This window comes from Kitasatospora sp. NPDC001175, from assembly GCF_053598215.1.
In genome coordinates this window covers 18,662-40,475 of record NZ_JBSFJU010000060.1, presented here as the reverse complement: position 1 = coordinate 40,475, position 21,814 = coordinate 18,662, and the positions used below count along the sequence as shown (strand labels likewise).

The following is a 21,814-nucleotide window of genomic DNA, read 5'->3' as shown; positions in this document are numbered from 1 at the left end:
TATAGGCGGATGCCTCTGACCAGTCGCTTCACAGGAGAATGCGACGGAATGTGTCCATTTGCCTTCGTTGTGTCGATGAATCGCGGCTTGATCGCCTTGGCGATCGTTTGTCAGGTGGCGTAGATCACAAAGATCGTCAGGGACTGCGTGTCGCAGATCACAAGCTGACGGGCATAGGATGCGCTCGATCCGGGCTTTGTGAACTGCCTCACATGAGGTGGATCTCGGGAACCGGATCGCGGGTTCACCGCAGTGTGACCCGTCGGTTCCGATCTGCAGTCAAGGACGACTGGACGGAGGGAGCGGGGGCTATGAATGCCTACGCGCCGATCCTCGTACTCGGTGCCATCGCGGCGGCGTTCGCGGTCGGTTCCGTCGTGATGGCCTCACTCACCGGCCCCAAGCGCTACAACCGGGCCAAGTTGGACGCGTACGAGTGCGGCATCGAGCCGACCCCGCAGCCGGTGGGCGGCGGTCGGTTCCCGATCAAGTACTACCTGACGGCGATGCTCTTCATCGTCTTCGACATCGAGATCGTCTTCCTCTATCCGTGGGCGGTCAGCTTCGACGCCCTGGGGATCTTCGGGCTGGTCGAGATGCTCCTGTTCATCGCCACCGTCTTTGTCGCGTACGCCTACGTCTGGCGGCGCGGCGGTCTGGAGTGGGACTGAGCGAACCCGGTTTGTGAACGGGGGGACAAGTCACCGGACTTGAGAGGACAGAGAGGGATCTGATGGGTATCGAGGAGAAGCTGCCGAGCGGCTTTCTGCTCACCACCGTGGAGACCGCGGCGGGGTGGGTGCGCAAAGCCTCGCTCTTCCCGGCCACCTTCGGACTGGCCTGCTGCGCGATCGAGATGATGACCACCGGGGCCGGCCGCTACGACCTGGCCCGGTTCGGCATGGAGGTCTTCCGCGGCTCGCCCCGGCAGGCCGACCTGATGATCGTGGCGGGCCGGGTGAGCCAGAAGATGGCCCCGGTGCTGCGCCAGGTGTACGACCAGATGGCCAACCCGAAGTGGGTCATCTCGATGGGCGTCTGCGCCTCCTCGGGCGGGATGTTCAACAACTACGCGATCGTCCAGGGTGTCGACCACATCGTCCCCGTGGACATCTACCTGCCGGGCTGTCCGCCCCGCCCGGAAATGCTGATGGACGCGATCCTCAAGCTGCACGACAAGATCCAGCACGAGAAGCTCGGGGTGAACCGGCGCCGCGCCGAGGAGCAGGCCGAGGAGCTCGCCCTGCACGCCACCCCGACCAGCGAGATGCGGGGGCTGCTGCGATGAGCGACATCAACGGCAGCAGCGGCGCGAAGAACGTGAACGGCGGCGCGAGCGGCGGCAACGGTGCGAACGGCAGCAACGGCGCGGGCGGCGGCGCCGTCCCCGCCACCCGCACCGAACTCCCGGTCGAGGTGATCGGCCGGCGCCAGGGCATGTTCGGCGCCAAGGGCACCGGCGACACCTCCGGCTTCGGCGGGCTCAGCGCCCCGATCGCACTGCCCCCCGCGAGCAGCCGCCCCTACGGCCACGGCTTCGACGAGGTGGCCGACGAGTTCGAGGGCGCGCTGGAGGAGCAGGGCCTGGACGTGGCGGAGGTGATCGAGAAGACCGTCGTGGACCGGGCCGAACTCACCTTCCACATCGCCCGCGAGCACCTGCTGAAGGCGGTCCGGATCCTGCGCGACGACCCGGCGCTGCGCTACGAACTCTGCCTCGGCGTGAGCGGGGTGCACTACCCGCACGACACCGGGCGCGAGCTGCACGCGGTGTACCACCTGCGCTCGATCACCCACGGCCGGCTGCTGCGGCTGGAGGTCAGCGCACCGGACGCCGACCCGCGGATCCCGTCCGTGGTGAGCGTCTACCCGACCAACGACTGGCACGAGCGCGAAGCGTACGACTTCTTCGGGCTGGTCTTCGAGGGCCACCCGGCGCTGACCCGGATCATGATGCCGGACGACTGGCTGGGCCATCCGCAGCGCAAGGACTACCCGCTCGGCGGCATTCCCGTCGAGTACAAGGGCGCCCAGATCCCGGCGCCCGACCAGCGGAGGTCGTACAGCTGATGCCCACTGACTTCGAGAACGCGGCCGAGTACCGGCAGGCCGGCGAGCGCGAGACCACCGAGGGCCGGGTGTTCACCGTCACCGGTGGCGACTGGGGCGAGGTGGTCGAGGCCGTCGCCCGGGCCGACGACGAGCGCGTCATCGTCAACATGGGTCCGCAGCACCCGTCCACCCACGGGGTGTTGCGGCTGATCCTGGAGATCGACGGCGAGACGGTGAAGGAAGCCCGCTGCGGCATCGGCTACCTGCACACCGGCATCGAGAAGAACATGGAGTTCCGCAACTGGGTCCAGGGCACCACCTTCGTGACCCGGATGGACTACCTGACTCCGCTGTTCAACGAGACCGCGTACTGCCTGGCGGTCGAGAAGCTGCTCGGCATCACTGCCGACGTCCCCGAACGGGCCGACGTCATCCGGGTGTTGATGATGGAGCTCAACCGGATCTCCTCGCACCTGGTCTGCCTGGCCACCGGCGGTATGGAGATCGGCTCCACCACGCTGATGATCTACGGCTTCCGGGACCGCGAAGTCGTCCTGGACGTCTTCGAGTTGGTCACCGGCCTGCGGATGAACCACGCGTACGTCCGTCCCGGCGGGGTGGCCCAGGACCTGCCGCCCGGGGCCGTCGACCAGATCCGCGAGGCGGTCAAGCTGCTGCGCTCGCGGATGCACGAGTACGACAAACTCGCCACCGACAACCCGGTGTTCAAGGCCCGCCTGGTGGACGTCGGCTTCCTCGACCTGTCCGGCTGCCTCGCCCTCGGCGCCACCGGACCGATCCTGCGCGCCACCGGCCTGCCGCACGACCTTCGCAAGTCCGACCCCTACTGCGGGTACGAGAACTACGACTTCGAGGTCGCCGTCGCGGAGAGCGCCGACTCCTACGGGCGGTTCCTGATCCGCCTGGAGGAGATGAGGCAGTCGCTGCGGATCGTCGAGCAGTGCCTGGACCGGCTGCGGCCCGGGCCGGTGATGGTCGCCGACAAGAAGATCGCCTGGCCCGCCCAACTCGCCCTCGGGCCGGACGGGTTGGGCAACTCGCTCGACCACATCCGCAAGATCATGGGCACCTCGATGGAGGCCCTGATCCACCACTTCAAGCTGGTGACGGAGGGCTTCAGGGTCCCGGTCGGGCAGGCGTACGCGGCGGTGGAGTCGCCCAAGGGCGAGCTCGGGGTGCACGTGGTCAGCGACGGCGGCACGCGGCCGTACCGCGTCCACTTCCGCGACCCCTCGTTCACCAACCTGCAGTCGATGGCGGCGATGTGCGAGGGCGGCCAGGTGGCCGACGTGATCGTCGCGGTGGCCGGGATCGACCCGGTGATGGGAGGCGTGGACCGGTGACCGATTCCCAAGGCGGCGTCGAGCTCGGCCTGCCGGCGATGCCGGCCAAGCCGTACCCGCCCCAGGTGCACGACCGGCTGGCGGCGGACGCGCGCGAACTGATCGCCCGCTACCCCGTCGCCCGCTCCGCGCTGCTGCCGCTGCTGCACCTGGTGCAGGCCGAGGAGGGCTACGTCAGCCCGACCGGAATCCGCTTCTGCGCCGAGCAGTTGGAGCTCACCACCGCTGAGGTCACCGCCGTCGCCACCTTCTACACGATGTACCGCCGCCGCCCGGCCGGCACGTACCACGTGGGGGTGTGCACCAACACGCTCTGCGCGGTGCTCGGCGGCGACCAGATCTTCGCCGAGCTCAAGGAGCACCTCGGGATCGAGAACAACGAGACCACCGAGGACGGCGCGATCTCCATCGAGCACATCGAGTGCAACGCCGCCTGCGACTACGCGCCGGTGGTGATGGTCAACTGGGAGTTCTTCGACAACCAGACCCCGCAGAGCGCGAAGCAGTTGGTGGAGCAGTTGCGCGCGGGCGGCGAGGTACGGCCCACCCGAGGCGCCCGGCTGTGCGGCTTCAAGGAGACCGCGCGGATGCTGGCCGGCTTCCCCGACGAGCGCCCGGACGCGGTGGACGAGTCCGGCGCGGGCGGCGCGCCCTCGCTGGCGGGGCTCAGGCTCGCCAGGGGCGAGGCGCTGCCCGGCACTTCGGGAACCAAGGTGGTCTCCCCCCGGCACGAAGGGACGGACGCGTGATGACCTCCGTGGAGCCGGCCGAGAAGCTGCTCTCGCCGGTGCTCTCGGCCTCCTGGGACGACACCCGTCCCTGGACGCTCGCCACCTACCGCCGGTACGACGGTTACAAGGGCCTGCAGGCCGCCCTCGCCATGCCGCCGGACGACGTGATCGCGCTGGTCAAGGACTCCGGCCTGCGCGGGCGCGGCGGCGCCGGCTTCCCGACCGGGATGAAATGGCAGTTCATCCCGCAGAACGACGGCAAGCCGCACTACCTGGTCGTCAACGCCGACGAGTCCGAGCCGGGCACCTGCAAGGACATCCCGCTGCTCTTCGCCAACCCGCACTCGCTGATCGAGGGCATGATCATCGCCTCGTACGCGATCCGCTGCGACCACGCCTTCATCTACCTGCGCGGCGAGGTCGTCCCCGTGCTGCGCCGGCTGCACGCGGCCGTCGCCGAGGCGTACCAGGCCGGCTACCTGGGCCGGAACATCCTCGGCTCGGGGATCGACCTGGACATCACCGTGCACGCGGGCGCCGGCGCGTACATCTGCGGCGAGGAGACGGCGCTGCTGGACTCGTTGGAGGGGCGGCGCGGCCAACCGCGGCTTCGGCCGCCGTTCCCGGCGATCGCCGGCCTCTACGCCTGCCCGACGGTGGTCAACAACGTCGAGTCGATCGCCTCCGTGCCGCCGATCCTGGCGCGCGGCAAGGACTGGTTCAAGTCGCTGGGCACCGAGAAGTCCCCCGGCTTCACGCTCTACTCGCTCTCCGGGCACGTCACCAACCCCGGCCAGTACGAGGCACCGCTCGGCATCACCCTGCGCCAGCTGCTGGAGATCAGCGGCGGGATCCGGGCCGGGCACCGGCTCAAGTTCTGGACCCCGGGCGGCTCCTCGACCCCGATGTTCACCGACGAGCACCTGGACGTCCCGCTGGACTACGAGGCGGTCGGCGCGGCCGGCTCGATGCTCGGCACCAAGGCACTGCAGATCTTCGATGAGACCACCTGTGTGGTCCGCGCGGTCACCCGCTGGACCGAGTTCTACGCCCACGAGTCCTGCGGCAAGTGCACCCCGTGCCGTGAGGGGACGTACTGGCTGGTCCAGCTGCTGAAGCGGATCGAGGCCGGCGAAGGCGTCGAGGGCGACCTGGAGAAGCTGGCGGACATCGCCGACAACATCAACGGCAAGTCCTTCTGCGCCCTCGGCGACGGCGCCGCCAGCCCGATCGCCTCCTCGCTGAAGTACTTCCGCGCCGAGTACGAGCAGCATCTCGCCGAGCGACGCTGCCCCTTCGACCCGGCGGCCGCCACGGTCTGGGCCGACCGGCGAGACGCCCACCCGTCCGCCACCGAGAGGGAGGTGCACGCGTGACCGCCACGACCGAGACCGGGTCGGCCACCGACCTCGTCACGCTCACCATCGACGGAGTCGAGGTCCAGGTCCCCAAGGGGACCCTGGTGATCCGCGCCGCCGAGCAGATCGGTACCCAGATCCCGCGCTTCTGCGACCACCCGCTGCTGGATCCGGCCGGTGCCTGCCGCCAGTGCATCGTGGAGATCGAGGGCCAGCGCAAGCCGGTCGCCTCCTGCACCATCCCGGTGGCCGAGGGCATGGTGGTCCGCACCCAGCTCAGCTCGCCGGTCGCCGAGAAGGCGCAGCGCGGCGTGATGGAGCTGCTGCTGATCAACCACCCGCTGGACTGCCCGATCTGCGACAAGGGCGGCGAGTGCCCACTGCAGAACCAGGCGATGACCAACGGCCGGGCGGACTCCCGCTTCGAGGGCATGAAGCGCACCTACGCCAAGCCGATCCCGCTCAGCAGCCAGGTGCTGCTGGACCGGGAGCGCTGCGTGCTGTGCGCCCGCTGCACCCGCTTCTCGCAGCAGATCGCCGGCGACCCGTTCATCGAACTGCTGGAGCGCGGCGCGCTGGAGCAGGTCGGCATCGGCGACGGCGACGAGTTCGAGTCGTACTTCTCCGGCAACACCATCCAGATCTGCCCGGTCGGGGCGCTGACCTCGGCGGCGTACCGGTTCCGCTCCCGTCCGTTCGACCTGGTCTCCTCGCCGGGCGTCTGCGAGCACTGCTCCTCCGGCTGCGCGCAGCGCACCGACCACCGCAGGGGCAAGGTGCTGCGCCGCCTGGCGGGCGACGAGCCCGAGGTGAACGAGGAGTGGAACTGCGACAAGGGCCGGTTCGCCTTCCGCTACGCGCAGTCGCGCGACCGGATCACGACTCCCCTGGTGCGCGCGGAGAACGGCGAACTCGTGCCCGCCGGCTGGCCGGAGGCGCTGGAGCGCGCCGCCGCCGGGCTGCGCGGGGCACGGGCGGCGGTGCTCACCGGCGGCCGGGTGACGGTCGAGGACGCCTACGGGTACGCCAAGTTCGCCCGGGTGGTGCTCGGCACCAACGACGTGGACCTCCGCTCCCGTCCGCACAGCGGTGAGGAGGCGGATTTCCTGGCCGCGGCGGTCGCCGGCCACGGCGTCGACCTGGACGGGACCGGCGTTTCCTATCAGGCGCTGGAGGCCGCGCCCGCCGTGCTGCTGGTCGGTTTCGAGGCCGAGGAGGAGTCGCCGATCGTCTTCCTGCGGCTGCGGAAGGCCAACCGCGCCAAGGGACTTCGGGTCTTCTCGATCGCCTCGCACGCCTCCCGGGGGCTGGCCAAGCTGCGCGGTGCGCTGCTGCCCGCGGCACCGGGTACCGAGGCGGAGTGGCTGGTCGCCCTCGCCGGGAAGGAAGTTCTTGCGGACGACGCCGGGCGCGCCGCCGACGCGCTGCGCAGCCCGGGTGCGGTGATCCTGGCCGGTGAGCGGCTGGCGGCGCTGCCCGGTGCCCTGACCGCGGTGCTGCGGCTCTCGGAGGCGACCGGTGCCCGGGTGGCCTGGGTGCCGCGCCGGGCGGGGGAGCGTGGGGCGATCGAAGCCGGGGCGCTGCCCGGGCTGCTGCCGGGCGGCCGTCCGGTGTCCGTGCCGGCCGCCCGGGGTGACGCCGCCGCAGTCTGGGGCCTGGCCGAACTCCCGGCCGGGCTGGGCCGGGACACCGACCAGATCCTGTCCGCCGCCGCCGGCGGCGACCTGGACGCGCTGCTGGTGGGCGGCGTCGGCCTGGACGACCTGGCCGATCCGGTGCTGGCCGAGGAGGCGCTGGCCCGAGTGCCGTTCGTGGTGTCGCTGGAGCTGCGCCCGTCCGCCGTCACCGAACGGGCCGACGTGGTGCTGCCGGTGGCCGCCGTGGCGGAGAAGGCCGGGACCTTCCTGGACTGGGAGGGCCGGGTGCGGATGTTCGAGGCCGCGATCAAGCCCGACCAGCTGATGCAGCGTCAGCTCTTCTCCGACGTCCGGGTGCTGAACATGCTGGCGGACGCGATCGGACGGCCGCTGGGCCTGCCGGACGTCCTGGCGGCCCGGCTGGAGCTGGACCGCTTCGCGCCGTGGACGGGCGACCGGCCGGCCGCGCCGGCCACCCACCCGGGCCCGCTGCCCCGCCCGGCCACCGGGCAGGCGGTGTTCGCCGGCCACCGGCTGCTGCTGGACAACGGCACCCTGCAGCAGGGTGACGAGCACCTGGCCGGCACCCGGCACGCCGCCGTGGTCCGGCTCTCGGCGGCCACCGCCGAGGAGATCGGCGCCCGCCGGGCCGTCCGGGTCACCGGACCGGCCGGTTCGCTGGTCCTGCCGCTGGAGATCACCGGGGCGATGCCCGACCGCACCGTCTGGCTGCCGCTGAACTCCACTGAGGGCGGCGCCCATCGCACTCTCGGCACCACGGTCGGCCACCTGGTCACCATCGCCGCGGCCGACTCGGCCCCCGCCGTCTCGGACGCGGCAGTCCCCGCGGAGGAATCCTGATGCTCGCCGCGTATGAAACCCTCGGCTTCTTCGGCCGCGACCCGTGGTGGCTGGTGCTGCTGAAAGCGGTGTTCTGCTTCGCCTTCCTGGTGCTCACGGTGCTGATCGCGATCGTCTGGGAGCGCAAGGTCGTCGCCTGGATGCAGCTGCGGATCGGCCCCAACCGGCACGGCCCCTGGGGCATGCTCCAGTCGCTGGCCGACGGCGTGAAGCTGGCACTGAAGGAGGACCTGGTCGTCACGCACGCCGACAAGGTGGTCTACGTGCTGGCGCCGATCGTCAGTGCGATCCCGGCGTTCATGGCCTTCGCGGTGATCCCGTTCGGCCCGGCCGACGACGAGGTGTCCGTCTTCGGCACCCGTACCCCGATGCAGCTCACCGACCTGCCGATCGCCCTGCTCTACATCCTGGCGGTGGCGTCGGTCGGCATCTACGGGATCGTGCTGGCCGGCTGGTCCTCCGGCTCGACCTACCCACTGCTCGGCGGCCTGCGCTCGGCGGCCCAGATGGTGAGCTACGAGATCGCGATGGGCCTGTCCTTCGCGGCGGTGTTCATCTACTCGGGCTCGATGTCCACCTCGCAGATCGTCGCCTCCCAGGAGCCGACCTGGTTCGCGGTGCTGCTGCCGGTGTCGTTCATCGTCTACATCGTCGCGATGGTCGGCGAGACCAACCGGGCGCCCTTCGACCTCCCCGAGGCCGAGGGCGAGCTGGTCGGCGGCTTCAACACCGAGTACTCCTCGCTGAAGTTCGCGATGTTCATGCTGGCCGAGTACGTCAACATGGTCACCGTCTCCGCCGTCGCCAGCACCCTCTTCCTGGGCGGCTGGCGGGCGCCGTGGCCGGTCTCCGCCTTCTGGGCCGGGGCGAACCACGGCTGGTGGCCGTTGCTGTGGATGGTCGTCAAGATCCAGCTGCTGCTGTTCCTCTTCATCTGGCTGCGCGGCACCCTGCCCCGGCTCCGCTACGACCAGTTCATGAAGCTGGGCTGGAAGGTGCTGCTGCCCGTCTCGCTGGTCTGGCTGGTGATGGTGGCCAGCGTCCGGGCGCTGCGCAACGAGGGCTACGACTTCGGCCAGGTGGTGCTCTACGTCGGCGCGCCGATCGGGGTGATCCTGCTGCTGGCCCTGCTGCGGGACGTGCTCCGCAAGGAGCCCGAGCCGGCCGCATCCGACCACGGGGCCCCGCCGGGCGGGGAGTTCGACCCGATGGCCGGCGGCTACCCGGTGCCGCCGCTGCCCGGCCAGCAGCTCCCGCCCGTACCGCGCCGCCGCAGCCGGGCCCCGCAACTCCAGGACGCCCTCAACGGGCCCGACCATTCCGAAGGGAGCTGAACCGGGATGTCGGACGACAGGACTGACAAGACCACCGGGCCCACTCCAACGACCGGGCCGTCGATCCTCGGACCGGCCGCAGGCTTCGGCGTGACCTTCAAGGCCATGTTCAAGAAGCGGCTCACCGAGCAGTACCCGGAGTACCGGAAGCCCACCGCACCGCGCTTCCACGGCCGCCACCAGCTGAACCGGCACCCGGACGGCCTGGAGAAGTGCGTCGGCTGCGAGCTCTGCGCCTGGGCCTGCCCGGCCGACGCGATCTACGTCGAAGGCGCGGACAACCGGGACGAGGAGCGCTACTCGCCCGGCGAGCGCTACGGCGCGGTGTACCAGATCAACTACGCCCGCTGCATCCTGTGCGGGCTGTGCATCGAGGCGTGCCCGACCCGGGCGCTCACCATGACCAACGAGTACGAGCTGGCGGACGACTCCCGGGCCGACCTGATCTTCACCAAGGAGCAACTGCTGGTGGGGCTGAGCGAGGGCATGGTCGACACCCCGCACGCGATCTACCCGGGTGCCGACGAGGGCGCCTACTACCGGGGCGAGATCCCCGCCGCCGCGCCGGGCACGGTGCAGCAGGAGCGCACGGTACGGGACAAGGAGGTGCAGCCGTGACCTCCACCGGAGAGGCGGTCCAGTTCTGGGTGCTGGCCGTGGTCGCGGTCGGCGGCGCGCTGGGCATGCTGCTGATGAAGAAGGCCGTGCACAGCGCGCTCTGCCTGGCGGCCACCATGCTGGCGCTGGCGGTCTGCTACCTGGCGCAGGGCGCGGTGTTCCTGGGCGTGGTGCAGATCGTCGTCTACACCGGCGCGATCATGATGCTCTTCCTGTTCGTGGTGATGCTGGTCGGGGTCACCTCCGCGGATTCGCTGAAGGAGCAGCTGAAGGGCCAGCGGATCGCCGCCGCGCTCTGCGGACTCGGCTTCGGAGTACTGCTCGTCGCCGGCATCGCCAGCGCGAAGCTGGGGCACTTCACCGGGCTGGCCGAGGCCAACGCCGAGGGCAACGTGCAGGGGCTGGCCCGACTGCTGTTCACCAAGTACGTCTGGGCGTTCGAGGTCACCGGCGCCCTGCTGATCACCGCCGCGGTCGGCGCCATGGTGCTGACCCACCGCGAACACGTGAAGGCCCGCAGCACCCAGCGCGAGCTGGCCGCCCAGCGGGTCAGGGACAACATCCAGGTGCCGCCGCAGCCCGCCCCCGGCGTCTACGCCCGGCACAACGCGGTGGACATCCCTGCCCTGCTGCCGGACGGCACCGTCGCCGAGCACTCCGTGATGGGCACGCTGCGCGAGCGCGGCCAGATCCGCGACGTCAGCCAGGAGATGCTGCGCCGGATGGCCGAGCTGGAGTCCGCCACCGCCGATTGGCTGGGCCGGCCGCCGTCCGCGCGCCCGCCGGTCACCGGGCCGCGCAAGGCGCTGGAGACGGTCCCCGAGAAGGCTTCGAAGAAGGAGGCGGACGAGACGTGAATCCCGTCAACTACCTCTACCTGGCCGCCCTGTTGTTCACCATCGGCGCGAGCGGCGTGCTGATCAGGCGGAACGCGATCGTGCTGTTCATGTGCGTCGAACTGATGCTGAACGCGTCCAACCTGGCACTGGTCACCTTCTCCCGGATGCACGGCAACCTGGACGGCCAGATCATCGCCTTCTTCACCATGGTGGTCGCGGCGGCCGAGGTCGTGGTCGGCCTCGCCATCATCGTCAGCATCTTCCGGACCAGGCACTCCGCTTCGGTCGACGACAGCAACCTGATGAAGCTGTAGGCGGAGGGCCCAACACGTGAACTCCCTTATTCCGCTGCTGGTCGCGGCCCCGCTGGCCGGCGCCGCCCTGCTGCTGCTCGGCGGACGGGCACTGGACCGGATCGGGCCCTGGCTGGGCACGCTGGCCGCCGCGCTCTCCTTCGCCTTCGGCGCCGTGCTGTTCTCGGACATGCTGGGGCGCCGGGCCGAGGCGCGGGCGGTGCACCAGCACCTGTTCAGCTGGATCCCGGTGAACGGCTTCCAGGCCGACGTCTCCTTCCAGCTCGACCAACTGTCCATCACCTTCGTCCTGTTGATCACCGGCGTCGGCACCCTGATCCACCTCTACTCGGTGGGCTACATGGCCCACGACGAGCGCCGCCGCCGCTTCTTCGGCTATCTCAACCTCTTCCTGGCAGCGATGCTGCTGCTCGTGATCGCCGACAACTACCTGCTGCTGTACGTCGGTTGGGAGGGCGTCGGGCTCGCCTCGTACCTCCTGATCGGGTTCTGGCAGCACAAGCCGAGCGCGGCGACGGCCGCCAAGAAGGCGTTCATCGTCAACCGGGTCGGCGACATGGGCCTGTCGATCGCGATCATGCTGATGTTCACCGAGTTCGGCAGCTTCGCCTTCGAGCCCGTCTTCGGGGCCGCCGGACGGGCGAGCGAGGGCAAGCTGACCGCGATCGGCCTGATGCTGCTGCTCGCGGCCTGCGGCAAGTCCGCCCAGGTGCCGCTGCAGTCCTGGCTCGGCGACGCGATGGAGGGCCCGACCCCGGTCTCGGCCCTGATCCACGCGGCCACCATGGTGACCGCCGGGGTCTACCTGATCACCAGGTCGGCCGCCGTCTTCAACCTGGCCCCCGACGCCCAGACCGCCGTGGTGGCGGTCGGTGCGGTGACGCTGCTCTTCGGTGCGATCGTCGGTTGTGCCAAGGACGACATCAAGAAGGCGCTGGCCGGCTCCACCATGTCGCAGATCGGCTACATGGTGCTGGCGGCCGGGCTCGGCCCGATCGGGTACGCCTTCGCCATCATGCACCTGGTCACCCACGGCTTCTTCAAGGCCGGGCTCTTCCTCGGTGCGGGGTCGGTCATGCACGGCATGGACGACGAGGTGAACATGCGGCACTACGGGGGCCTGCGCAAGTACATGCCGATCACCTTCGTCACCTTCGGCCTCGGCTACCTGGCGATCATCGGTTTCCCCGGTCTGTCCGGCTTCTTCTCCAAGGACAAGATCATCGAGGCGGCCTTCGCCAAGGGCGGGACCGAGGGCTGGATCCTGGGCCTGTGCGCCCTGGTGGGCGCCGCAGTCACCGCGTTCTACATGACCCGGGTGATGGTGCTGACCTTCTTCGGCGAGAAGCGCTGGCAACCGTCGGCGGAGACCGGCGAGGAGCCGCACCCGCACGAGTCGCCGTCCGTGATGACCGTCCCGATGGTCCTGCTGGCCGTCGGTTCGGTCTTCGCCGGCGGGCTGTTCACCCTGAACAGCTCCTTCCTCAAGTGGCTCGAACCCGTCACCGGGCACGCCGAGGGCCACTCGCCGCTCCAGCCGCTCACCGTCACCCTGCTCACCACCCTGTGCATGCTGGCGGGCGTGGGCCTGGCGTACCTGATGTACGGGCGCTCGCCCGTACCGGTCACCCCGCCGGTCGGCTCGCCGCTCACCCGGGCGGCCCGCCGTGACCTGCTCCAGGACGACTTCAACCACGCGGTCCTGGTCCGCCCCGGCTCCGGGCTCACCGCCGCGCTGGTCTACCTGGACAGCAAGGGTCTGGACGGCTTCGTCAACGGCCTGGCCGCCACCATCGGCGGCCTCTCCAGCCGCCTGCGCCGGATCCAGACCGGGTTCGCCCGCTCCTACGCGCTCTCCATGTTCGGCGGTGCGCTGCTGCTGGCCGCCACCACTCTCCTGATGAGGTCGGTCTGACCATGCGACAAAACACTCCTCCAGGAGGCAGGCCATGAGCTATCTGCTGTCCGCGACCTGCGCCGTCCCGGCCGCCGGCGCGGTGCTCACCGCCGCGCTGCCGGCCGGCACCTCCGAGGCCCGCCGCCGGACCGGGAAGGCCGTCGCGCTGGCCGTCTCGGCGGCCACTCTGGGGCTGACGGTCGCCGTCGCCGCGAGCTTCCGCCCCGGCGGGCCGCGCTACCAGCTCACCGAGTACCACCCCTGGATCCGCAACTTCGGGATCGGCTTCTCGCTCGGCGTGGACGGCATCGCCGCGGTCCTCGCGCTGCTCACCGCGGTACTCGTTCCGATCGTCATGCTGGCCTCCTGGCACGACGCCGATCCGCCCTCCTCGCCCGCCAACGGGCGGGGGCACCCCCGGCCGGAGGCTGGGGGCGAGGGGCCCGGCACCCCCGACGGGACCTTCGAGAACGTCCGCCGCACCCAGGGCTTCTTCGCCCTGGTCCTCGCGGTGGAGGCGATGGTGCTGGTCTCCTTCCTGGCCACCGACGTCTTCGTCTTCTACGTGTTCTTCGAAGCCATGCTGATCCCGATGTACTTCCTGATCGGCGGCTTCGGCGACCGCGCCGGCGGCCCGGACTCCGGCGCCCAACGCTCTTACGCGGCCGTGAAGTTCCTGCTCTACAACCTGCTCGGCGGCCTGGTCATGCTGGCCGCCGTGATCAGCCTGTACGTGATCGCGCAGGACCAGGGCGAGGGCACTTTCAACCTGCCGGTCCTGGCCGACGCGATCGCGAGCGGCAAGCTGGCGATCGACCCGACCACCGGCAAGCTGCTCTTCCTGGGCTTCTTCTTCGCCTTCGCCGTGAAGGCCCCGCTCTGGCCGCTGCACACCTGGCTGCCGAACGCGATGGGCGAGTCCACCGCCCCGGTCGCGGTGCTGATCACGGCCGTGGTCGACAAGGTCGGCACCTTCGCGATGCTCCGGTACTGCCTCGGCCTCTTCCCGGACGCCTCCCGCACCTTCGGGCCGTACATCCTGGTGCTCTCGCTGATCGGGATCGTCTACGGCGCGCTGCTGGCGGTCGGCCAGAAGGACATCAAGCGGCTGGTGGCGTACGCGTCGATCTCGCACTTCGGCTTCATCATCATGGGCATCTTCGCCTTCACCAGCCAGGGGCAGTCCGGCGCCACCCTCTACATGGTCAACCACGGCATCTCCACCGCCGCCTGGATGCTGGTCGCGGGCTTCCTGATCTCCCGTCGGGGCTCGCGGCTGATCTCGGACTTCGGCGGAGTGCAGAAGGTCGCCCCGGTGCTGGCGGGCACCTTCCTGATCGGCGCTCTCGCCACGCTCTCGCTGCCCGGGATGGCGCCGTTCGTCAGCGAGTTCCTGGTGCTGGTCGGCACCTTCAGCAGGTACCCGGCGATCGGCGTGATCGCCACCATCGGCATCGTGCTCGCCGCGCTGTACGCGCTGCTGCTCTACCAGCGCACCATGACCGGCCCGGTCAAGGCCGGGGTCGAGGGCATGGCCGACCTGCGGTTGCGTGAACTCCTGGTGGTGGCACCGCTGGTGGCGCTGACCCTGTTCCTCGGCGTCTACCCCAAGCCGCTCACCGATCTCGTCAACCCGGCGGTGAACGCCACCCTCTCCCAGGTCCACCGGACCGACCCGGCCCCCGTCCACCCGGTCGCCGCCACCACCTCCGGAGGTGAGCACGAATGAGCCAGCTGCTCGCCGCCGCCGGCGGCAACAGCCCGAGCATCCCGGCTCCGCACATCGAGTACGGCCAGCTCTCCCCGATGCTGGTGGTCTTCGGCGCCGCGATCGCGGGAATCCTGATCGAGGCCTTCCTGCCCCGCCGGCTGCGCTACGTCACCCAGGTGGCCGTCTCGCTGCTCGGCCTCGGCGGTGCCTTCGCCGCCGTGGTGGTGCTCGCCGCCCACGGCCACGCCACCACCAAGTCCGGACTGCTGGCCATGGGTGCGGTGGCCATCGACGGCCCGGCGCTCTTCCTGCAGGGCGTGGTCCTGCTCTCCTCGGTGCTCGCCGTGCTGATGTACGCCGAGCGCCGCCTGGAGCCCCGCCGAGGCGGCCACCGGGTGGACGCCTTCGCCGCCCAGGGCGCCGCCGTACCGGGCGGCGAGCAGGAACGGCAGGCGACCACGGCCGGGTTCACCACCACCGAGGTCTTCCCGCTCACCCTGTTCGCGGTCGGCGGCATGCTGCTCTTCCCGGCTGCCGACGACCTGCTGACCATGTTCGTGGCGCTGGAGGTCTTCTCCCTCCCGCTCTACCTGCTCTGCGCCCTGGCCCGGCACCGCCGGCTGCTCTCCCAGGAGGCGGCGGTCAAGTACTTCCTGCTCGGCGCCTTCGCCTCGGCGTTCTTCCTGTTCGGCACCGCGCTGCTGTACGGCTACGCGGGCAGCGTCCAGCTCGGCGACATCGCCGACGTGGTGTCAGGGGTCGCCCCGGTCACCCCGGCGCTCGCGGTCACCACCCAGAACGACGTACTGCTGCTGATCGGCCTGGCGATGCTCTCGGTCGGCCTGCTGTTCAAGGTCGGCGCGGTGCCGTTCCACGCCTGGACCCCGGACGTCTACCAGGGTGCGCCGACCCCGGTCACCGGCTTCATGGCGGCGGCCACCAAGACGGCGGCCTTCGGCGCCTTCCTGCGGCTGTTCTACGTGGCCTTCCCCGGCCTCAAGTGGGACTGGCGGCCCGTCATGTGGGCGGTGGCGATCCTCACCATGGTGGCCGGGGCGATCCTGGCGGTCACTCAGCAGGACGTGAAGCGGCTGCTGGCGTACTCCTCGATCGCGCACGCCGGATTCATCCTCACCGGCGTGATCGCCACCAATCGGCAGGGCCTGGGCGCGGTGCTGTTCTACCTGCTCGCGTACTCCTTCGTCACCCTCGGCGCGTTCGCGGTGGTGACCCTGGTCCGCGACTCCAAGGGCGAGGCCACCCACCTGTCCAGCTGGGCCGGACTGGGCCGGCGCTCGCCCCTGGTGGCGGCGGTCTTCGCGCTCTTCCTACTGGCCTTCGCCGGTATCCCGCTGACCAGCGGGTTCACCGGGAAGTTCGCGGTCTTCCAGGCCGCGGCGGCGGGCGGGGCGACCCCGCTGGTGATCGTCGGTGTGCTGAGCTCGGCGGTCGCGGCCTTCTTCTACATCCGGGTCATCGTGCTGATGTTCTTCTCCGACCCGAAGGCCGGCGGCCCGGCGGTGGCCGTGCCCAGCCCACTCACGGCCACCGCGATCGGTATCGGCGTCCTGGTCACGCTGGTCCTGGGACTCGCTCCGCAGTACTTCCTGGACCTCGCGAGCAAGGCGTCACTGTTCGTCCGTTAACGGTCCGTCCGCCGGTTCCACACCGGTCTTCCGCCAGTTCCACACCTCTTGACGCACCACCCGGCCGGGGCCCGCAGCACATCATCGCGGGCCCCGGTCGCGCCCGCTCCGCACCCCGCCATCGGACGGGGGCACCTTCGGCCGTCAGACGGGGGCCGGAGGACCACACACCGCAGGGGCCCATGCCCGTGCTGGTGATCCACTCGTGACCGGATACCCTCCTTGTAGGCCAGCGGCGGCACTCAGGGACCGGGCCGCTAGATCGACCAGGGACAGGAGTGGTCTTCGTGACCGTCGTGGGGCCCTTCGGGCTGAGCGTGCAGGACCGCGATCTGACCCGCGACGTCCAGGTCGGCCTGGACGCCGTGGAGCGCGCACTGACCGAGACGGTCAAGAGCGAGGTGCCGTTCATCACGGTCACCGCCAGTCACCTGATCCAGGCCGGCGGCAAGCGCTTCCGCCCCCTGCTGGTCATGCTGGCCGCGCAGTTCGGCGACCCGAACGCGCCCGGCGTGGTCCCCTCCGCCGTGGTGGTCGAGCTGACCCATCTGGCCACCCTCTACCACGACGACGTGATGGACGAGGCCCCCGTCCGCCGGGGCGCCCCCAGCGCCAACTCCCGCTGGGACAACTCGGTCGCGATCCTCACCGGCGACTTCCTCTTCTCCCGCGCCTCACAGGTGCTCTCCGAGCTCGGCCCGGAGGCCGTCCGGCTCCAGGCCGACGCCTTCGAACGGCTCGTCACCGGCCAGATCCTGGAGACCGCCGGCCCCGGCCCGGACGACGACCCGCTCCAGCACTACCTGGACGTCCTGGCGGGCAAGACCGGCTCGCTGATCGCCGTCTCCTGCCACTTCGGCGCGCTGATGGCCGGCGCCGAGGAGCGGACCGTCGGCATCCTCACCCAGTACGGCGAGAAGATCGGCATCGCCTTCCAGCTCGCCGACGACGTCCTTGACATCGCCAGCGACGGTGACGAGTCCGGCAAGACCCCGGGCACCGACCTGCGCGAGGGCGTCCCCACCCTGCCGATCCTGCTGCTCCAGCAGACCCCGGTGGACCCGGAGGACCCCTCGGACGTGCGCCTGCGCGAGCTGCTCACCCTCGACCTCGCCAGGAACGACGAACTGCACGCCGAGGCACTCCGGCTGCTCCGCCGGCACCCGGCACTGGAGCGGGCCCGCCGCGAGACACTGCGCTACGCCGAAGAGGCCCGCGCCCTGCTGGAACCCCTCCCGGACTGCCCGGCCAAGGACGCCCTCCAGGGACTCTGCGACACCGTCGCCATCCGCACCATGTGACGGAGTGCCCCGGGGCGTGCGGGGCGCCGCCCGGCTCGGCCGCGTGCCCGGGAAGGGGAGCCAGCGCGCGCCCGCCCGGCGCCGCGAGTCGCACCACCCTCCCGGTCGGGAGTGCCGGGTAACGCGCCCGCCGGCCCCGACGCCCGCCGCCTCGCGCCCTTCCGCGCGCCCCGAAGACTCCGAAGGAGCAACCCGCATGCGCGTCGTCATCGCCGAGGACTCGGTACTCCTGCGGGAGGGCCTGACCCGCCTGCTCACCGACCGCGGTCTGGAGGTCGTGGCCCAGGTCGGCGACGGGGAGGCGCTGCTGCGCGCCGTCCAGGAGCTGGCCGCCGCAGAGGCCCTGCCCGACGTGGTGGTGGCGGACGTGCGGATGCCCCCGACCCACACGGACGAGGGCGTCCGCGCCTGCGTGGCCCTCCGCGGCCTGTACCCGGGCCTCGGCGTCCTGGTGCTCTCCCAGTACGTGGAGGAGCGCTACGCGGGCGAGCTGCTGGCCAGCTCCAGCCGGGGCGTCGGCTACCTGCTGAAGGACCGGGTGGCCGAGGTGCGCGAGTTCGTGGACGCGGTGGTCCGGGTGGCCGGGGGCGGGACGGCGCTGGACCCGGAGGTGGTGCAGCAGCTGCTCAGCCGCAGCCGGAAGAGCGATGTGCTGGAGCTCCTCACCCCGCGTGAGCGCGAGGTGCTCGGACTGATGGCCGAGGGCCGGACCAACGCGGCGATCGCCAAGCAGCTGGTGGTCTCGGACGGTGCCGTCGAGAAGCACGTGAGCAGCATCTTCCAGAAGCTCGGCCTGGCCCAGAGCACCGAGGACCACCGCCGGGTACTGGCCGTCCTGACCTACCTCAACGGCTAGCCGGAGGGGCTGAAGACCCGGCCCGAGAAGAGTAATCTCGATCTTGAGGGCAGGCTACCCCGCCGAGCGCTGACCACCGCAACTTCCGGGCGGGGAAGGCCGAACGGCCCGCTTGGGGAAGTCGGCACCGTACATTCGCAAGTTACGGGCCGGTCAAGATGAGCGAGCTTAGGATGCCTTCTGGTGCACCAGGCGGACGGGGCACACGGCTCACGCCCGCGGCTGGTGCTCACGAGGAGGTCTGCGGTAGTGACCAGCCAGGTCGATCAGACAGAGGCAAAGGGCGGCTCGGGCGGAGAAGGCCAGGGAGTCGCGCCCCCGGGGCGGGCGCAGGCCAAGCCGATCCGGCGGCTGGACCGGGTGATCATCCGGTTCGCCGGCGACTCGGGTGACGGCATGCAGCTGACCGGTGACCGGTTCACCTCGGAGACCGCCTCGTTCGGCAACGATCTCTCCACCCTGCCGAACTTCCCGGCCGAGATCCGGGCACCCGCCGGGACGCTGCCGGGTGTCTCCAGCTTCCAGCTGCACTTCGCCGACCACGACATCCTCACGCCGGGTGACGCCCCGAACGTCCTGGTGGCGATGAACCCGGCCGCGCTCAAGGCCAACCTGGCCGACCTGCCGCGCGGCGCGGAGATCATCGTCAACACCGACGAGTTCACCAAGCGCGCACTGGCGAAGGTCGGATACCCGGCCGACCCGCTGGCCGACGGCTCGCTCTCGGCCTACAACCTGCACAAGGTGCCGCTGACCACGCTGACCCTGGAGGCGCTGAAGGACAGCGGTCTGGCCCGCAAGGACGCCGAGCGGGCGAAGAACATGTTCGCGCTCGGTCTGCTGTCGTGGATGTACCACCGGCCCACCCACGGCACGGAGAGCTTCCTGCGCCAGAAGTTCGCCAAGAAGCCGGACATCGCCGAGGCCAACATCAAGGCCTTCCGCGCGGGGTGGAACTTCGGCGAGACCACCGAGAGCTTCGCAGTCTCCTACGAGGTCCCGCCGGCCCGGCTCCCGGCCGGCACGTACCGGAACATCTCCGGCAACCTGGCGCTCGCCTACGGACTGATCGCCGCTTCCGAGCGCTCCGGACTGCCGCTGTTCCTCGGCTCGTACCCGATCACCCCGGCCTCGGACATCCTGCACGAGCTGAGCCGGCACAAGAACTTCGGCGTGCGCACCTTCCAGGCCGAGGACGAGATCGCCGGGATCGGCGCCGCGCTCGGCGCGGCCTTCGGCGGCGCGCTCGGTGTGACCACCACCTCCGGGCCCGGCGTGGCGCTGAAGTCGGAGACGGTCGGCCTCGCGGTCTCACTCGAACTGCCGCTGCTGGTGGTCGACATCCAGCGCGGCGGCCCGTCCACCGGGCTGCCGACCAAGATTGAGCAGGCCGACCTGCTGCAGGCGATGTTCGGCCGCAACGGCGAGGCCCCGGTGCCGATCGTGGCCCCCGCGACCCCGGCCGAGTGCTTCGACGCGGCCCTGGAGGCGGCCCGGATCGCCGTCACGTACCGCACCCCGGTGATGCTGCTCTCCGACGGCTACCTGGCCAACGGATCCGAGCCCTGGCGGATCCCTCCGGTCGAAGAACTCCCCGACCTGCGGGTCGAGTTCGCGACCGGCCCGAACCACACCCTGGAGGACGGCAGCGAGGTCTTCTGGCCCTACAAGCGCGACCCGCAGACCCTCGCCCGCCCCTGGGCCGTCCCCGGCACCCCCGGCCTGGAACACCGGATCGGCGGCATCGAGAAGCAGGACGGCACCGGGAACATCTCCTACGACCCGGCCAACCACGACCTGATGGTCCGCACCCGCCGGGCCAAGGTCGACGGAATCACCGTGCCGGAGCTGGAGGTTGACGACCCGAGCGGCGAGGCCCGGGCGCTGGTGATCGGCTGGGGCTCCACCTACGGCCCGATCACCGCGGCCGTACGGCGGGTGCGCGCCGACGGCGGCCGGATCGCCCAGGCGCACCTGCGGCACCTGAACCCCTTCCCGGCCAACCTCGGTGCGGTGCTGAAGGCGTACGACCGGGTCGTGGTGCCCGAGATGAACCTGGGCCAGCTGGCCCTGCTGCTGCGCGCCAGGTACCTGGTGGACGCCCAGTCCTACAACCAGGTGCGCGGACTGCCGTTCAAGGCCGCCCAGTTGGCGGACGTGCTGTCCGCAGCGATCGGAACGCTGGAGGAGAACCATGGCTGAGGCCCGCGGCCAGGCCGCCGACAAGTCCCGCGGTTCAGCCGCCGGCGAGCCCTTCGGTTCGCTGCGGCGGGTGCCGAAGGCCGAAGCGCCGCAGAGTGCGAAGGACTTCAAGACGGACCAGGAGGTCCGCTGGTGCCCGGGCTGCGGCGACTACGCCATTCTGGCCGCCGTCCAGTCCTTCATGCCCGAGCTGGGCATCCGCAGAGAGAACACCGTCTTCGTCTCCGGCATCGGCTGCTCCTCCCGGTTCCCGTACTACATGAACACCTACGGGGTGCACTCCATCCACGGCCGTGCCCCGGCCATCGCCACCGGCCTCGCCGCCTCCCGGCCAGACCTGAGTGTCTGGGTGGTCACCGGCGACGGCGACGCGCTCTCCATCGGCGGCAACCACCTGATCCACGCGCTGCGCCGCAACGTCAACCTGAAGATCCTGCTCTTCAACAACCGGATCTACGGGCTCACCAAGGGCCAGTACTCGCCCACCAGCGAGCTCGGCAAGATCACCAAGTCCACGCCGATGGGCTCGCTGGACGCCCCGTTCAACCCGCTCTCGCTGGCCGTCGGCGCCGAGGCCACCTTCGTCGCCCGCACCATCGACTCCGACCGGCAGCACCTGCAGTCCGTGCTGCGGGCCGCCGCCGAGCACGAGGGCACGGCGTTCGTGGAGATCTACCAGAACTGCAACATCTTCAACGACGGCGCCTTCGAGGTGCTCAAGGACCCGGCGACCAGGGACGAGGCGCTGATCCGGCTGGAACACGGGCAGCCGATCGCCTTCGCCGGCCAGGGCGTCTTCCGGGGGCCGGACGGCGAGCTGCAGGTCGCCGAGGTGACGGACGCCAACCGGGCGGACATCCTGGTGCACGACAGCCACCACCCCAGCGCCGCACGGGCGTTCGCGCTCACCAGGATCGCCGACGCGGACACCCTGCACCACACCCCGATCGGCGTGCTGCGCGACGTCCGGCGCCCGGTCTACGACACCCTGATGTCCGACCAGCTCGACCAGGCGGTCGAGGCCAAGGGCCGGGGTGACCTCGCGACGCTGCTCGCGGGCACCGACACCTGGACGGTGGCGTAGGACCTGTCC

General features: G+C 70.5%; 18 protein-coding genes. All 18 read left to right on the top strand.

Going from position 1 to position 21,814, the window contains the following annotated elements; translation table 11 throughout:
• Positions 1-311 precede the first annotated feature (311 nt).
• The 18 genes from ACWDAK_RS31420 (at position 312) to ACWDAK_RS31335 (ending at position 21,805) form a co-directional block, all read left to right on the top strand.
• On the top strand, positions 312-671 hold the full coding sequence (locus ACWDAK_RS31420) for an NADH-quinone oxidoreductase subunit A (RefSeq protein WP_344640726.1): 360 nt from the start codon (positions 312-314) through the stop codon (positions 669-671).
• Positions 672-733: 62 nt separating this feature from the next.
• Positions 734-1,288 (top strand): NuoB/complex I 20 kDa subunit family protein, encoded by a 555-nt coding sequence (locus tag ACWDAK_RS31415; protein ID WP_344640725.1) that lies wholly within the window; start codon positions 734-736, stop codon positions 1,286-1,288.
• Positions 1,285-2,070 carry an NADH-quinone oxidoreductase subunit C gene (locus ACWDAK_RS31410; RefSeq protein ID WP_344640724.1) on the top strand — a complete coding sequence of 262 codons (786 nt, stop codon included), beginning with the start codon at positions 1,285-1,287 and terminating at the stop codon, positions 2,068-2,070. Before ACWDAK_RS31415 ends, ACWDAK_RS31410 begins: the two co-directional genes overlap by 4 nt.
• Positions 2,070-3,416, top strand: a complete 1,347-nt coding sequence (locus ACWDAK_RS31405) for an NADH-quinone oxidoreductase subunit D (RefSeq protein WP_344640723.1) — start codon at positions 2,070-2,072, stop codon at positions 3,414-3,416. The genes ACWDAK_RS31410 and ACWDAK_RS31405 overlap by 1 nt, the downstream gene beginning before the upstream one ends.
• A 38-nt stretch (positions 3,417-3,454) precedes the next feature.
• A complete protein-coding gene (nuoE, locus tag ACWDAK_RS31400; protein WP_344640743.1) occupies positions 3,455-4,165 on the top strand; it encodes an NADH-quinone oxidoreductase subunit NuoE in 711 nt (236 codons plus the stop codon).
• Positions 4,165-5,523 carry an NADH-quinone oxidoreductase subunit NuoF gene (nuoF, locus tag ACWDAK_RS31395; RefSeq protein WP_344640722.1) on the top strand — a complete coding sequence of 453 codons (1,359 nt, stop codon included), beginning with the start codon at positions 4,165-4,167 and terminating at the stop codon, positions 5,521-5,523. The genes nuoE and nuoF overlap by 1 nt, the downstream gene beginning before the upstream one ends.
• Positions 5,520-8,003, top strand: coding sequence for an NADH-quinone oxidoreductase subunit G (locus tag ACWDAK_RS31390; protein WP_344640721.1), 2,484 nt, complete (start codon positions 5,520-5,522; stop codon positions 8,001-8,003). The genes nuoF and ACWDAK_RS31390 overlap by 4 nt, the downstream gene beginning before the upstream one ends.
• Complete coding sequence (gene nuoH, locus ACWDAK_RS31385) at positions 8,003-9,337, top strand: NADH-quinone oxidoreductase subunit NuoH (RefSeq protein ID WP_344640720.1); 1,335 nt, start codon at positions 8,003-8,005, stop codon at positions 9,335-9,337. The genes ACWDAK_RS31390 and nuoH overlap by 1 nt, the downstream gene beginning before the upstream one ends.
• 6 nt (positions 9,338-9,343) lie before the next feature.
• Positions 9,344-9,955 (top strand): NADH-quinone oxidoreductase subunit NuoI, encoded by a 612-nt coding sequence (gene nuoI / locus ACWDAK_RS31380; protein ID WP_344640719.1) that lies wholly within the window; start codon positions 9,344-9,346, stop codon positions 9,953-9,955.
• Entirely contained in the window at positions 9,952-10,812 is an 861-nt protein-coding gene (locus ACWDAK_RS31375) for an NADH-quinone oxidoreductase subunit J (protein ID WP_344640718.1), read from the top strand. The genes nuoI and ACWDAK_RS31375 overlap by 4 nt, the downstream gene beginning before the upstream one ends.
• Positions 10,809-11,108 carry an NADH-quinone oxidoreductase subunit NuoK gene (gene nuoK / locus ACWDAK_RS31370; protein WP_280698134.1) on the top strand — a complete coding sequence of 100 codons (300 nt, stop codon included), beginning with the start codon at positions 10,809-10,811 and terminating at the stop codon, positions 11,106-11,108. Before ACWDAK_RS31375 ends, nuoK begins: the two co-directional genes overlap by 4 nt.
• Positions 11,109-11,124: 16 nt before the next feature.
• On the top strand, positions 11,125-13,023 hold the full coding sequence (nuoL, locus tag ACWDAK_RS31365) for an NADH-quinone oxidoreductase subunit L (protein ID WP_344640717.1): 1,899 nt from the start codon (positions 11,125-11,127) through the stop codon (positions 13,021-13,023).
• A 34-nt stretch (positions 13,024-13,057) separates the two neighbouring features.
• Positions 13,058-14,734, top strand: a complete 1,677-nt coding sequence (locus tag ACWDAK_RS31360; protein WP_344640716.1) for an NADH-quinone oxidoreductase subunit M — start codon at positions 13,058-13,060, stop codon at positions 14,732-14,734.
• On the top strand, positions 14,731-16,362 hold the full coding sequence (nuoN, locus tag ACWDAK_RS31355) for an NADH-quinone oxidoreductase subunit NuoN (protein WP_427395451.1): 1,632 nt from the start codon (positions 14,731-14,733) through the stop codon (positions 16,360-16,362). The genes ACWDAK_RS31360 and nuoN overlap by 4 nt, the downstream gene beginning before the upstream one ends.
• Positions 16,363-16,649: 287 nt before the next feature.
• On the top strand, positions 16,650-17,663 hold the full coding sequence (locus ACWDAK_RS31350) for a polyprenyl synthetase family protein (protein ID WP_427395452.1): 1,014 nt from the start codon (positions 16,650-16,652) through the stop codon (positions 17,661-17,663).
• A gap of 196 nt (positions 17,664-17,859) precedes the next feature.
• Complete coding sequence (locus tag ACWDAK_RS31345) at positions 17,860-18,519, top strand: response regulator transcription factor (protein ID WP_344640713.1); 660 nt, start codon at positions 17,860-17,862, stop codon at positions 18,517-18,519.
• A gap of 249 nt (positions 18,520-18,768) precedes the next feature.
• Positions 18,769-20,721: a 2-oxoacid:acceptor oxidoreductase subunit alpha gene (locus tag ACWDAK_RS31340; RefSeq protein WP_427395453.1), complete on the top strand. Its 1,953-nt coding sequence runs from the start codon at positions 18,769-18,771 to the stop codon at positions 20,719-20,721.
• Complete coding sequence (locus ACWDAK_RS31335; RefSeq protein WP_344640711.1) at positions 20,714-21,805, top strand: 2-oxoacid:ferredoxin oxidoreductase subunit beta; 1,092 nt, start codon at positions 20,714-20,716, stop codon at positions 21,803-21,805. The genes ACWDAK_RS31340 and ACWDAK_RS31335 overlap by 8 nt, the downstream gene beginning before the upstream one ends.
• Positions 21,806-21,814 lie beyond the last annotated feature (9 nt).

What these genes read in the sequence shown, in the direction of transcription:
- ACWDAK_RS31415 (WP_344640725.1), top strand. Translation starts at nt 734, where the DNA reads ATGGGTATCGAGGAGAAGCTGCCGAGCGGCTTTCTGCTCACCACCGTG.
- ACWDAK_RS31420 (WP_344640726.1), top strand. Translation starts at nt 312, where the DNA reads ATGAATGCCTACGCGCCGATCCTCGTACTCGGTGCCATCGCGGCGGCG.
- ACWDAK_RS31410 (WP_344640724.1), top strand. Translation starts at nt 1,285, where the DNA reads ATGAGCGACATCAACGGCAGCAGCGGCGCGAAGAACGTGAACGGCGGC.
- ACWDAK_RS31405 (WP_344640723.1), top strand. Translation starts at nt 2,070, where the DNA reads ATGCCCACTGACTTCGAGAACGCGGCCGAGTACCGGCAGGCCGGCGAG.
- ACWDAK_RS31345 (WP_344640713.1), top strand. Translation starts at nt 17,860, where the DNA reads ATGCGCGTCGTCATCGCCGAGGACTCGGTACTCCTGCGGGAGGGCCTG.
- nuoH (WP_344640720.1), top strand. Translation starts at nt 8,003, where the DNA reads ATGCTCGCCGCGTATGAAACCCTCGGCTTCTTCGGCCGCGACCCGTGG.
- nuoI (WP_344640719.1), top strand. Translation starts at nt 9,344, where the DNA reads ATGTCGGACGACAGGACTGACAAGACCACCGGGCCCACTCCAACGACC.
- nuoF (WP_344640722.1), top strand. Translation starts at nt 4,165, where the DNA reads ATGACCTCCGTGGAGCCGGCCGAGAAGCTGCTCTCGCCGGTGCTCTCG.
- ACWDAK_RS31335 (WP_344640711.1), top strand. Translation starts at nt 20,714, where the DNA reads ATGGCTGAGGCCCGCGGCCAGGCCGCCGACAAGTCCCGCGGTTCAGCC.
- nuoN (WP_427395451.1), top strand. Translation starts at nt 14,731, where the DNA reads ATGAGCCAGCTGCTCGCCGCCGCCGGCGGCAACAGCCCGAGCATCCCG.
- nuoE (WP_344640743.1), top strand. Translation starts at nt 3,455, where the DNA reads ATGCCGGCCAAGCCGTACCCGCCCCAGGTGCACGACCGGCTGGCGGCG.
- ACWDAK_RS31360 (WP_344640716.1), top strand. Translation starts at nt 13,058, where the DNA reads ATGAGCTATCTGCTGTCCGCGACCTGCGCCGTCCCGGCCGCCGGCGCG.